At 60.7% G+C, this 12,178-nt stretch carries 12 protein-coding genes; 10 read left to right on the top strand and 2 right to left on the bottom strand.

The window, feature by feature from the left end:
- The first annotated feature begins 68 nt into the window (after positions 1 to 68).
- From BMX67_RS14625 to BMX67_RS14580, 10 genes are all read left to right on the top strand, one after another.
- The gene (locus tag BMX67_RS14625; RefSeq protein WP_175479927.1) at positions 69 to 1,124 is read left to right on the top strand and encodes a lytic transglycosylase domain-containing protein; all 1,056 of its coding nucleotides are present in this window, start codon (positions 69 to 71) and stop codon (positions 1,122 to 1,124) included.
- A 2-nt stretch (positions 1,125 to 1,126) separates the two neighbouring features.
- Positions 1,127 to 1,930 (top strand): type IV secretion system protein, encoded by an 804-nt coding sequence (locus BMX67_RS14620; RefSeq protein WP_090736551.1) that lies wholly within the window; start codon positions 1,127 to 1,129, stop codon positions 1,928 to 1,930.
- Positions 1,930 to 2,160: a hypothetical protein gene (locus BMX67_RS14615; protein WP_090736548.1), complete on the top strand. Its 231-nt coding sequence runs from the start codon at positions 1,930 to 1,932 to the stop codon at positions 2,158 to 2,160. The genes BMX67_RS14620 and BMX67_RS14615 overlap by 1 nt, the downstream gene beginning before the upstream one ends.
- Entirely contained in the window at positions 2,160 to 2,939 is a 780-nt protein-coding gene (locus BMX67_RS14610) for a hypothetical protein (protein WP_090736546.1), read from the top strand. The genes BMX67_RS14615 and BMX67_RS14610 overlap by 1 nt, the downstream gene beginning before the upstream one ends.
- Before the next feature lie 3 nt (positions 2,940 to 2,942).
- Positions 2,943 to 3,971: a TrbL/VirB6 family protein gene (locus BMX67_RS14605; protein WP_090736543.1), complete on the top strand. Its 1,029-nt coding sequence runs from the start codon at positions 2,943 to 2,945 to the stop codon at positions 3,969 to 3,971.
- On the top strand, positions 3,968 to 4,621 hold the full coding sequence (locus tag BMX67_RS14600; protein WP_090736541.1) for a VirB8 family type IV secretion system protein: 654 nt from the start codon (positions 3,968 to 3,970) through the stop codon (positions 4,619 to 4,621). Before BMX67_RS14605 ends, BMX67_RS14600 begins: the two co-directional genes overlap by 4 nt.
- A 4-nt stretch (positions 4,622 to 4,625) precedes the next feature.
- Complete coding sequence (locus tag BMX67_RS14595) at positions 4,626 to 5,357, top strand: TrbG/VirB9 family P-type conjugative transfer protein (RefSeq protein WP_090736538.1); 732 nt, start codon at positions 4,626 to 4,628, stop codon at positions 5,355 to 5,357.
- 61 nt (positions 5,358 to 5,418) lie between these two features.
- Positions 5,419 to 6,639: a TraB/TrbI/VirB10 family type IV secretion system protein gene (locus BMX67_RS14590; protein WP_175479926.1), complete on the top strand. Its 1,221-nt coding sequence runs from the start codon at positions 5,419 to 5,421 to the stop codon at positions 6,637 to 6,639.
- Entirely contained in the window at positions 6,639 to 7,661 is a 1,023-nt protein-coding gene (locus tag BMX67_RS14585; protein ID WP_090736530.1) for an ATPase, T2SS/T4P/T4SS family, read from the top strand. The genes BMX67_RS14590 and BMX67_RS14585 overlap by 1 nt, the downstream gene beginning before the upstream one ends.
- 358 nt (positions 7,662 to 8,019) lie before the next feature.
- Positions 8,020 to 9,249: a Fic family protein gene (locus BMX67_RS14580; RefSeq protein WP_090736527.1), complete on the top strand. Its 1,230-nt coding sequence runs from the start codon at positions 8,020 to 8,022 to the stop codon at positions 9,247 to 9,249.
- 500 nt (positions 9,250 to 9,749) lie between these two features.
- On the opposite strand, the gene BMX67_RS14575 is transcribed toward BMX67_RS14580, so the two are convergent.
- Positions 9,750 to 9,980 (bottom strand): hypothetical protein, encoded by a 231-nt coding sequence (locus BMX67_RS14575; RefSeq protein ID WP_090736524.1) that lies wholly within the window; start codon positions 9,978 to 9,980, stop codon positions 9,750 to 9,752.
- 159 nt (positions 9,981 to 10,139) lie between these two features.
- A complete protein-coding gene (locus BMX67_RS14570) occupies positions 10,140 to 12,173 on the bottom strand; it encodes a type IV secretory system conjugative DNA transfer family protein (RefSeq protein WP_090736522.1) in 2,034 nt (677 codons plus the stop codon).
- Positions 12,174 to 12,178 lie beyond the last annotated feature (5 nt).

Raw genomic sequence — 12,178 nt, 5'->3', positions numbered from 1 at the left:
GGCGCCTAGTACTCGGCCTCATGCTCGGAGCCTCCGTGGCGAGTCTCACGCTCGCCCAAGGGGTTCCTGTGAGCGATGCCTTGCGGACCCTGCGTGCCGAAACGCTCTCGGTGCTGCAGGGCCGGATCGTGGGCGAGGCCGAAGACGGAAACAGCGTTCGCATCGACATGAATGCACTTCATCGCGATCAGCTGGCAGCCATCGACGCAGCCATTGCCTCGATGAATACCAGCGGCTTCGCGCCCACCGATTTCGAGGACCTGGACGGTGCAGCGGTGTCCGCCGCCTATGATACCTCTGCCGTCACGGGTGCGGAAAGCCGGCTCTTCGGCGGAGGCCGGGTGACGATCGAACAGATGATCGTGGAAACCGTCCAGCGCTACCAGACGCACCCGGCGCTGGCCCGTGCCGGTGTCTCGCCGGTCGGGTTCCGGGCTTGGTTCCAGGCGCTCGTGAAGCAGGAAAGCGGGTTCCAGGTCCGGGTCTGTTCGCACAAGGGCGCCTGCGGGCTGACCCAGATCATGCCGGGCACATTCGATCAGCTTGGTATTCCGGCCTCGCAGCGCAACGATCCCCGCGTGCAGCTCGATGGCGGCGCACGTTACCTGCTGATGCAGCTCGGCAGCTTCGGCTCGATGCCGCTCGCGCTTGCGGCCTATAACGCCGGCCCGGGCGCGGTCCAGCGCTATGGCGGAATTCCCCCTTATGCAGAGACACAGGATTACGTGGTCAAGATCACCGGGTATGCGAATGCATATGCCGCCGGTATGGGATCACCGGAAGATCTTGGGACCATGGTCGCGGGCGACATGGCTTTGGCCGAACTTGGCAACCTGTCCGATGCGGGCATGGAACTCGGGTTTTCCATGTCTAACCAGCTGGAACTCTCGGCCCGTCGCATCCGCGCCCTGATCGCCCGCATTCCCGAAACCACGACCACCCGTGAGGCCATCGACCTCAACACCTACCTGCGCGCCGAGATCACGCGCCTCGCGTCGATGATGACGATCATGGAAGCAACGCAGCGGCGCGTCGAAGCGCAGCGTTTCGCGGCCCAGTACCAAGCGCAGATCGCCGACGAAGAATTCCTTACCCTGACCGACCCCCACACGACAGGAGGCTGACCATGAGCATGATCCGCAATCTCACCGCCGCAACGGTTCTGTGCCTCTCTGCGGGGCTGGCCTTCGCGCAGGGCGTGCCGACCCACGATCCGCGTTCGCTGGCCGAACTGATCGCGCTCTTGAACTCCAGTCAGGACGAGCTGGCGCAGTCGATCCGGACGAACGGGATTCTCGACGAGCATACCCAGCAACTGATCCGGCAACTCGAAGAGATGGAACAGGTCGTATCCTCGCTGACCGATGGCTTAGATCTCGACACCTTGCTGGCCGGCCTCGATCTCGACGACCTCCTGGGCGGCCTCAACCTCGGCAGTCTTCAGGATCAGCTGGCGGCGGCCCGTTCGGGCGACTGGGGGGCCGTGTTCAGCAACGGAACGGTCGGCGGATCGCCCGCAGGCGACGTCATTGCCGGGATCTATGAAAGCGCCGGTCTGTCGCAGGAGAGCGTGGACGAACTGACCGCCAGCGACAATCCGGAGCAGCAGCGTGTCGGCACGCAGGCCGCGACCAGTGCCTATACCTCGGCCGCGGCCGAGAACGCGATCGAACAGACCTCGGCCTCGCTCGACCGCACAGCCACCCTGATCGGGCAGATCGACGACGCGACCAATCTCAAGCAAGCCATCGACCTCAACACCCGTGTGACAGGCGAATTGGTCATTGCACTGATCAATCAGGCCAACATGGAGGCGATCCAGACCGTCTCCATGGGTCAGGCGGGTGTGATCGACGCCGCGACGATGGCCGATGACGAAAAGTTCTTGTCGCTTACCGGGGACGACACTCTGCGTGAGGAGGACGAGTGATGGCGAAGCATATCTGGATCGGCGTCGCGCTGGTCGCGCTTGCCCTCGCCATCGGCTGCTGGCTCTGGCTGCGGGACGTCACCGCCCTGCCATTCGTAACACCTCAGCCTGAACAACCCGCCGACCCTGAAACGGCCGCCGTCATGGAGCGTGTCCGTCAGGAACAGGCAGAGGCGCTGACCGAAGATGCCCCGACCTCGACCCAAGAGCCACAAACGGAGGACCTGTAATGACGCCCCCGAAGACACGCCTGATCGGCGCCACGGCCATTGCCGCCCTTGCCCTCGCCGGCGTGCTGGTCGCCTGGCAGGCATCCTCCGACAGCCCCGCCGATCTGGCGCAACTCTCTGACGACGACAAGCTGGAGATCCTGAACAGCGGTGATGCAGACGCCTTCAGCGAGCTTCTGGAAGCCGAGGAGGCCGCCGCGCAGGCGCAGTTTGCCCGCGAGCGGCTGGAACGCCAGAAACGCGAGGCCGCGATCGACGTGGAGCGGGCGGAGGCCAACGCGCGCGGCGCGGCCTATTGGGACAGTTTCGATCCCGACAGCATCGACCTGACAGGCTTCGATTTTGCAATGGCAGATGTTTTGTCTCGTGATGAGAGGCGCGCCATGCTCGACGACGCGAGCTTTGCCAGAGACTTCGAACGTGCCAGCAGCGTGAAGTTTGCTCGTAGCAAGTTTGACTGCAATTCAACGCGCTTTGTTGGTATCCGTGAACTTCTGAAGGATAAGGCGGACCTACCTTTGTCCGTTGATCAAGGGATCATATTCAGCTTTCTAAATTATCTGGGTAGCCGCGCGGCACTTGAAACAGGTGACTGCTCCTGTGCGACCCAGCATGTGCCGCCCGAACTGGGATGGGAACTGGCAGAAAGACTTTCTCACCACCCAAGCGCAGGCATCATCAGTGACGTTTTCGCGCGCCAGAATGCCATGCAGAGTGCAGCAAACCTGTTCTTCGATTCTCTTAACGGTGAAGCCCGTGAATTCTGCAAGAAGGGCTAAGCCATGGAATTTATCGGGACAATAGTCACACTGATCGACAGCCGTATCCTTCAAATCGCGTCCCAGACCTTCACCCGATTGGCGGAGATCCTGACGGGCGGACTGGAAATACTCGCGGTGCTGCTGATTGTCCTCTACGGTATCAACGTGCTCTTCCGCTTTACGGAATTCTCCTTCCCGCAGCTGATCGGCATCATGATCCGCATCGGCGCGATCTACATGTTCCTGTTCTCGTGGGACAACTTCAACGTCATCTACAGTGCCGGAACGTCCCTCTTCGATACGGTCGGCAATACCGTGCGCGACTTCGTGGCCGGCCCTGCTTCCGACAACAGCGGTGATGCGGCAACCGACATGTTCCAGAGCCTCGCCGAAGTCATCGACCTTGTGGTGAACGGAAACTCCGTTCTCGTGCGGGCACTGGTCGGGGCGTTCCTCTTCGTGGTCCTCGGCATCCTCGCCGTTGTTTATATCCTCGTCGTGGCCTATGCCAAACTGTTGTTGGCGGTCCTGATCAGCATTGCGCCCCTCATGGGCTTTTTCCTGCTGTTCACGCGCACCCGGTCAATGTTCGAGGCATGGCTGGCCGCTGTCTTCGGCTATCTTATCTATCCGATCGCCATCGGTGCGGTCATTGGGATCATCGCGGGGCTGCTGCTACACATTACCGTTGAGATAGACGCTAATACCTCGCTACTCAGCGTTCTGGGCTTCATCACGGTGGCGGGCCTCGGCATCAAGATGCTGTCCGACGTGCCGTCCATCGCATCGAGCCTCACCGGCCAGTTCAATCTCGGCACCATGTCGGGCGCCGCCTCGGCAGCCGTGAACCCGATGGGTGCCGTGCGCAGCCGAGCCCGCAGCTTCGCGACCGGTTACCTGACCGGGCGCACGCCTATGATGCAGGCCCGCGCGACAGACAAGGCCTATGCCAATTACGGCATGGCCGCGCGTGGCGTCTCGCCCGAGCGGGGCCGGGCCATGCAAGTCAAGTTTTCAGAAATCGACCGCTTGAGAAAGGCATCGAAGTGACCGATCAGGCTCTCAAATCCCAGCTGAACCGCGACATGTATTTCGGTATCAGACGCCGCGAACAACTGGCCTGGATCGTGGCAATCATCGCCGGTCTGGCTGCCTTGTTGCTGGCTGCCGCGATCCTCTTCATGATGCCGCTCAAGACCACGCAAGCCTATCTCGGCCTGGTGGACCGCCAGTCCGGCGACGTGATCCGTGCCTATGAAGTCGGCCGGGCCACGCTGACCGAACGGGATGCGGTGATCGAAAGCTGGGTCTACACCTATGTCCTCGATCGCGAGACCCATGACATTCACGACCAGCAACAGCGTCTCGAACGGGTGATCTCCCGATCCGTCGGCACCGCCCGCGACGATCTGCTCGATCTGTGGAACCCCAGATCCCCGCGCTATATCCGCAAGCTCATCTCCCGCGACGCCCGTGTGTTCGTCACCATCAACGCGATCACGCTCCTGAGCGAACACACCGCCCAGGTCCGCCTGCAGAAACGCATCGTCGATGGCACCCGAGAAGGCACATCGAACTACATCGTGACCCTCTCCTGGCGCTTCAAACCCGCGAACACCGCCTCCGACCGGATGATCTGGGAAAACCCCTTCGGCTTCCAGGTGACGGATTATCGCATCGACCATCAATCGGAAGGATAAGGCCATGCCCCGTTTCCCGGCTCTCGCCGCCTCTGCAATGTTCGGCTTTTGTGCTCTTTGCAGCGCCGCCTCCGCCGAAATCACCCCCTCCGTCAGCCCGACCGACGATCGGGTCCGGACCGTCGTCTTCACCGAACGGCAGGTCTATCGGATCGACACGAAGGTGCTGACCGCCACGACCATCGAGTTCGGTCCGGGTGAGGAAATCATCAACGTCGCCCTCGGCGACAATGTGGGCTTCACCTACGGACAGCTCGGCGACAACAGCCTCGCAGTCAAGCCGACCCAGACCGGCGTGCGCACGAACATGTCGGTTGCCACGTCGCGCGGCACCTATGTCTTCGAGATGATCGAGGGTGCGAGGCGGCCGATGTACCTCGTCGAGTTCGCCTATCCCAAATCCGGCGCGGCAACCCGAAGTGCGATCCGTGGACCCAGCCCGAATTCGCGGACCTACTATGTCACGCAGGCCAGCCGGGCGACCGGCTTCATGCCCGCCCGGATCTGGGACGATGGGACCAAGACTTACATGCAGTTTTCGCAGAACGCCGCGATGCCCGCGGCCTTCCGGGCCGATGGCAACGGTCGGGAATACTCGGTCCAGACGAAGATCGAAAACGGCGTGATGATCATTCCGAGCGTCCAGGACCGATGGGTTCTGCGCCTCGGGGCTACGGTAATCTGCATCTGGTCCGACCGTCTGAGCGCCGCGCTGGCAAAGCAGGGAAAGGGGTGACGCCATGGCCGCACGCAACGAGATCCTGAACCAGAAGCGCCCCCCGCGCAAAAGTGGCTGGATGCGGACCACCGCGCTGGCCGCTGGCTTCGCTGCCGTCGGCGGCGCGGGGGTCTATTATGTCCTGTCGCAGTCGGGCACTGCCGATGAGACGTCATTGGAAACCTCGCAATCCGCAGCGATCCAACAGAATGATCGCAGCGGAGTCATGGTGCCGGACCTGAGCGAACCCGACCTCGACGAACCAGAGATCGAGGCCACGCCCCTTGCCGTCGATCAGGGTGAGCTAGACCGTTTGCGCACGGAAAACGAGCGCCTGGCCGCGCAGATCGCCGAGGAACAGGAAGCTGCCGCCGAACGTCGCAGGCTGTTCGAGGAACGGCTTGACGAGATCGAGCAGGAGAACGCCGACCAGCTCGCGGCGATGCAGGCCCAACTCGAATCCGATTACAGCCGCAGGCAAGCCGAGGCCGCAGCCGAACAGGCCGCGCGCCTGGCAGCCGAGCAAGCCGAAGCCGACCGGCGCAGGGCGCTGGAAGAAGAACGTGCTCGCCGCGAGGAAGAACTGGCCCGCCGGATGCAGGCGCCCCCGGTGATGGGAAAGACCGGCGCAGAGACCTTCGCCAATGGGACCGTCGGTGCCGAACGGCAGGCTATGTCCGGTGATCGGGAATTCCTGATCGCCAGCGCCGAAGCGACCGAGACCCGCCGCACCACCGTGACGGCCAATCCCTCGAACACGGTTGGACAGGGCACGATCATCGAGGCGGCGCTTGAGGTCGCGATCAACTCCGACCTGCAGGGCCAGGTGGCAGCCATTGTCTCTCGCGACGTATGGTCAATGGACATGACCCGCGTCCTGGTGCCCAGAGGCTCGAAGCTGTTCGGCACCTATAATTCCGAGATGGGACAGACCCAGAAGCGCGTCCTGGTGGCATGGACACGTCTGACCACGACGGACGGGCAGAGCGTATCGCTGAAATCCTATGGCTCCGACCGCCTCGGACGCTCCGGCATGGTCAGCGAGGTGAACAATCACTTCGCCTCCCGCTTCGGCTCGGCCGCGATGGTCAGCGTCATCAGCGCCCTGCCGCTGCTGCTCTCGGATGATGGCGACGACTCGTCCGGTTCTTCGAACGATGCAGCGGCAAATGTCAGCGCCAGCCTGTCGGGTGCCGTGGGCGATGTTATGAAGGGCTATCTCGGCCAGAAACCGACGATCCTTGTGCACCAGGGATCGAACGTGTCGATCCGCGTCGATAGCGACCTGGAATTCTACTGATGCTGGTCCCGCTACTGATCGACGCGCTGACGCCTCTGCATCAGGTTCTGAAACGTCCCGATCTGGTCGAGTGCTCGATGAATGCCGATGGCCGGATCTGGGTGAAGCTTCAGGGTCATGCCCAGATGCACACACCACAGGGCGTCCCGGTATTGCCGCCGCAGAAGATGATCGAAATCACCGAACTCTGCGCCGGCGCTGCCGGCGAGAAGTTCGACGAGGACCGCATTCTCGCGACCGGCACATTCGATTTCTGGATCGAAGGCATGGAGGGCGGCATGCGCAAATTCCGCTTTCAGGCGGTGAGATCTCCGGCCGTCTATGGCGGCCCCGTTGCCATGTCGCTGCGCGCCTTCGCAACCGGCGATACGCAGAAGGACTTCCGCTTCGAGCGGTTGCGGGATCTGGGCAAATCGCTTGAGGCCGAGATTGCCAAGAACGCCCGCGCGATCTTCGACATGGCGCTGGACGGAAATTGCGACTTCGACGACGTGCTGGCGGCCCTGACCCACGAACGCATGAACCTGGTGATCTCCGGGGCCACCGACAGCGGCAAGACCGCGCTCACCCGGCGCTATATATCCTTCATCGAGCCCGATGAACGCATCATCACCATCGAAAAAGGTGTGGAGTTGTTCCCGACCCAGCCCAATAGCCTGATGCTGCAATCCGATCTGGACCCGGCGAGCCAGCGCAATCCGACAAAGCTGCTACAGGCATGCCTGCGCCTCAACCCGCGCCGGATCATCCTCGGCGAACTTCTGGGGCCGGAGGCCCAGACCTTCATGGAGGCCATCAACTCCGGTCATGAAGGCTCCATGACCACGATCCATGCCAGCACCGCCCGCATGGCCTTCGAGAAACTGTCCTCGCTGATCCGCCAGTCCGGTGCCCGCATCGACCACAGCGAACTGCTGGAGAACTTCCGCCAGTCGATCCACTGCGTGATCCAGGTGATGGAAGACCGCCGAACCGGGAAACGCGGCATCGCCGAAATCTGGTTCCCGTCTCTGGATGCGTAAAAAACTCTTTACCGCGGAAGAGGCGGTCTGGCGATCAAATACGACTGTGCTGCACTGATCCGACCCTCATGGAATCATTATTCTGCGTGGCCCCGTCAGTGTGAGCGGCAAGACGGTCTCAAAGGTTCAGACCACTGCCACCAACCGCAGGGCCCCGCCCCCTTTTGGCTGGGCTTATCGCGGCGATCATATTTGAAGCGCTTTTTGTCGTTTCCTTTGATTGCAAGCGGCTCGAGCCTTGTGCTTATAAGCGGATGGACAGTAGCGACGATCGGCAACCATGATCCGCAATATGTTGATGTTTTTTTGGTCAAGCCTTGGTTAATTATAAGAAATAGGCGTGGAAAGGATCCGCAAAATGCCCCTGGAAACACCGGCACGTATTGAGCCATGCGGCATCGAGGAAAAAATCCCTCTGGCGCTGACCGATCTGGCCTTGGAAATCCGGTCTACGGCCGAAGAGCTTGGGCGAAAGCTTCATCCTGACAGCGCCGCCGAGCTCCGCGCGATGACGCGGATCATGAATGCCTATTACTCGAACCTGATTGAAGGTCACAACACCCGCCCTCGCGACATCGAGGCTGCTCTGGCTGGCCGTTTTGATACGGTGGAGAACCGCCCCTTGGCGGAAGAGGCGGTGGCTCACGTGCGCGTTCAGGCATGGATCGACGAAACCTATGCCAAAGGTGATTTGCCTGAGCCGACCTCTGTCGAATTTATTCGCGATCTGCATCGCCGCTTTTATGAGGCCATGCCGGAAGAGTTGCGTTTCATAGAGCATGACGGTCAGCGCAAGGAGATTGTTCCCGGCGCCTTCCGAAGCAAAGGTGAGGAGGTCGCGGTGGGGCGCCACCTTCCTCCGTCTGCGGAGCGCCTGCCACAGTTCATGGACTATTTCGTCATGCGATACCGAGGGTTGAGCCAGGGAGCTACCGGGCGGATTTTGTCCATCCCTGCAGCTCATCACCGGCTGAACTACATTCATCCGTTCCTGGACGGAAATGGCAGGGTAAGCAGGCTCATGTCACATGCGATGTGCCAAGCAGCAGGCCTTGGGGGTCATGGGCTATGGTCCATCAGTCGCGGGCTGGCGAGAGGGCTGGCGGATCCGGCCGAATACAAAGAACGCATGGACACCGCCGACAGACCCCGCCAAGGCGATCGTGATGGGCGCGGAAACCTGTCGCTCAATGCGTTGACCTCTTTCACCGGATGGTTTTTGACGGTCATGCTGGATCAGATACGCTTTACCGAAGCGATGTTCGATCTTCGAACATTGCAGGACCGCTACACTCGACTGATCGCGGATCTTTATCCGGGTAAGGATCGCTTACCGCAGTTGATTACACATGTCCTGCGCCACGGCGAAATGGCCCGAGGGGATGCACGTTTTGTGACCGGAGTCTCCGAGCGCAGCGCCAGCACCGACCTTGGAGAACTGATCAAGGGTGGGTTTCTCAAGTCTGCGATCCAAAAGGGGCCAGTGCGCATTGCCTTTCCGCTGCATTATCGAGAGCGCATCTTCCCGAACCTCTTCACCGATGCAGCGCCCATAATACCCGCGCCTCCGACGGCCCCGAGGCTTTGATATCCTGCGTCCCGACATCCATGCAGGAAATCACGCGAACTGCGAGGCTTGCAGCACGGCTTGCCATGGCCTCTCTTGATCGCTCCAAAATTTTCAGCATGGTGAACCATCTGCTTGCATGAACGAAGCTCTCTTGCTGCCGAACCGCTGTCAAGCGGTACGCATGCTTGGATGCCGGTTCATATCGACCAGCGCCATCGGACAACGCATTTCGTCGGCCAACAGGCCGCCGTAGCGATTCTTTCGTTTTAAATCAGCAGCTTGGCTGATCCCGCCTATAGAGGTATCTTCCTGTCTCAACTGTAAACGACCGGTTGATGCCGCCTGCCGGTTGGAAGCGGTCCAGCCGTCACGGGGCAGAGCAACACTGCAGGATGCAGCCCAAGCTGATTACTCTGCGGGATAGTGCTTGTTCAGCTTGCGGCCTTGCGCACGCAATACAAGAAATCCACCGCCGGCAACAGCGATGGCGATGACAGGCACGATGAACTCAAAGAACGTCATTCCTTCACCTCTTTACGGATCAGACCTAAAATATAGTGCGAAAACCCGTGCAATGCGAGTCCTGTCAATCCCCACCAGAGCGCGGACAAGCTTGCGTTGGCGATGTCCTCGACCAAGGGTCGCAGGATCGCGAAGCCAATCAGCCCCAAGGCAACCGCATTGACGAAGCTCGCAAACAGCTTCACGCGCTCATTATTGGCCGCCAGAGGATCACGTGCTGTCAACATGTTCAACACCTTCTTTGATTGCGTCACGCCCGATACAGTATCCCTGTGGTCTTCGGGAAATGCCTGACAGCCTCCCACCTCCACCGTCAGCCGCTGAATATTTAGGAAAACGCATGGGATGCAGATCAGCCCGCAGAAAGCGCGACAGACCGAAGCCGCCTACGACCGATCCTGTTTCTTCATCGCGGACTGTCTCTGCGCTTTCACAGGCGCGGCACGTTGCTTTGCTATCACCTTGGAGTTTTGTAACTTTTCAGCCTCCTGCTTTGCAGCCTCCCTGATCGCCCCCATACGGCTCTCGTACGACGCCGCAGCCTCTTTCCGCGGAAGGACCACGGCTGGGTCCTGCACCTCGCGTTTTGGGCCCACCTCGAACGTCTTCGCCTCCGCGAGCGCTTCTCGCATCTTCCGATTATCCGCGGCAGTTTGCACAACCTGTTGTTCCAGGCGGTCGATATGCTGCAACTGCCGCGACGGATAGGGGTAGGGGCCCTTCTGGCGCTCAAAGATCGGCTTGAAGACCGGATCAGCGTAATAGACGATCTTGTCCGCCAGAATCGGCTGGTGCCCTTCCGGCATCAGCAGAACCTTTGATTTCGGCAATCCCCGCAGCTGCGCGGCGGTGAACAGTGGCAGTTCCTCGGTCGAGACATTGACACTGCGGTTTGAGAAATCGTTCAGCGTATAGCTGTAGGAGGCCTTGAAGCCGGTGCGGGTGCCGAGCGCCTTGGTGATCTCTTCCGTGGTCGAGTGATCATTGGGAGAGATATAGATCTTCATCTCGCAGCCGGCGAGCAGGCTTTCGACCTCGGCATCGCTGTAGCCCACCGATTTCAGGCCGGGGATCGACTGCGTGACCACCGTCGTGCGCGCGCCATGACCGGCCAGCTGTTTCATCGATTGCTGGACGATCGGCATATAGCCCAGCTGGTCGAACTCGTCGAGCATGATGAATACCTGCCCCAGCCCACTGTCGTGGTCCGAGCTGGTCTGGCGGATCGAAGCGATCAGGTCCGTGAACATCAGCCGGATCACTGCGTTCAGCGGCGAAATATCGTCCGACTGCACCACGATATAGATGGACTGCCGCCGCGAGCGGATGTCGTCGAACCGGATATCGTCGCGACGGGTCACCGCTTGGATCTGGGGATTGGCCCATTGCTTCAGCCCGCTGTCGCTCATGACCTGGCTGTAGGATTGCCGGATCTTCGGATCGAGATTTCCATAATTCGAGAACTCCCGCCGCACGATCGGGTTATCCGAAACCTTTGCGATGGCGTTGTAGCGGTCGCTGTCACTCACCCCGACCTCAGTGCCATCGCCAAACATCAGCGCATGGACACGGGTCAGTGTCGGATCTTCCATCTCAATAGCTCGCAGGCACCCGGCGATGAACCATTGCTTGGCTCCGCCAAGAAAGTTCGATGCCGAACCTTCACCCTTCGCTACCAGAAAATTGTCCGCGAGCTTGTCCAGTTCCGCATACCGGCGGTTCGGATGGGTGATCGCGGCAATGCGCGCCAGCGGATTGTAATGATGCGAGCCATGCTCGAAGTCATAGGGTGCGAAGCGAAACACTTCATCGCCGAGTTCAACCCGCATCCGCGACGTGTTGCGGAAGATCTCGCCCTTCACATCGAGCACCACCAGCGAGCCGTCCGCGAGCAGGCAGTTGGGCGTGAGATAGGACACCCCCTTACCCGACCGCGTCGGGCCGATCAGCAGGCATTGCGGAAAGGCGTCGATCGGCGCCGAGATGAACTCCGCGTTTAGCGCCTCCTTCGGCGGTGTTTGCACCACTTCCAGCGGCTTGCCCCGCAGCTCTTTTGGCGGGCGCGCAACCTTGCCGAAGATCAGGCCGCCCTCTTCCAGCGGCGTAACAAAGCCGTTCCGGCGCATCTCCTTGATCCCTTGGAAATGCGCCGTGCCGTAGCGCGTCGTGGTCGTCGTGTAGATCATCACCCCGACGAACACGATGCAGAGCACAACCACGCCAACGAAGATCGCCGCCGCGATCTTTTGCGCCTCGGTCTGAAGGCTCAGATCGCTCAGAACACCGACGATCGAGATCGGACTGCCGTTGAAGTCTCGGTTCATGCCGTTCAGCACTAGGCTCGAGGCGATAACCGCGATCAGAAGCGTCATGACGATGCCGGTGACGAGCCGCACCCGGTCTTTCAGGTCAAGTTCCATGCTGC

This window comes from Paracoccus homiensis, assembly GCF_900111675.1.
Classification (GTDB): Bacteria; Pseudomonadota; Alphaproteobacteria; order Rhodobacterales; family Rhodobacteraceae; genus Paracoccus; species Paracoccus homiensis.
This window is presented reverse-complemented; position numbering and strand designations above follow the sequence as displayed.

What these genes read in the sequence shown, in the direction of transcription:
- BMX67_RS14575 (WP_090736524.1), bottom strand. Translation starts at nt 9,980, where the DNA reads ATGTTGACAGCACGTGATCCTCTGGCGGCCAATAATGAGCGCGTGAAG.
- BMX67_RS14610 (WP_090736546.1), top strand. Translation starts at nt 2,160, where the DNA reads ATGACGCCCCCGAAGACACGCCTGATCGGCGCCACGGCCATTGCCGCC.
- BMX67_RS14580 (WP_090736527.1), top strand. Translation starts at nt 8,020, where the DNA reads ATGCCCCTGGAAACACCGGCACGTATTGAGCCATGCGGCATCGAGGAA.
- BMX67_RS14585 (WP_090736530.1), top strand. Translation starts at nt 6,639, where the DNA reads ATGCTGGTCCCGCTACTGATCGACGCGCTGACGCCTCTGCATCAGGTT.
- BMX67_RS14605 (WP_090736543.1), top strand. Translation starts at nt 2,943, where the DNA reads ATGGAATTTATCGGGACAATAGTCACACTGATCGACAGCCGTATCCTT.
- BMX67_RS14590 (WP_175479926.1), top strand. Translation starts at nt 5,419, where the DNA reads ATGCGGACCACCGCGCTGGCCGCTGGCTTCGCTGCCGTCGGCGGCGCG.
- BMX67_RS14595 (WP_090736538.1), top strand. Translation starts at nt 4,626, where the DNA reads ATGCCCCGTTTCCCGGCTCTCGCCGCCTCTGCAATGTTCGGCTTTTGT.
- BMX67_RS14570 (WP_090736522.1), bottom strand. Translation starts at nt 12,173, where the DNA reads ATGGAACTTGACCTGAAAGACCGGGTGCGGCTCGTCACCGGCATCGTC.
- BMX67_RS14620 (WP_090736551.1), top strand. Translation starts at nt 1,127, where the DNA reads ATGAGCATGATCCGCAATCTCACCGCCGCAACGGTTCTGTGCCTCTCT.
- BMX67_RS14615 (WP_090736548.1), top strand. Translation starts at nt 1,930, where the DNA reads ATGGCGAAGCATATCTGGATCGGCGTCGCGCTGGTCGCGCTTGCCCTC.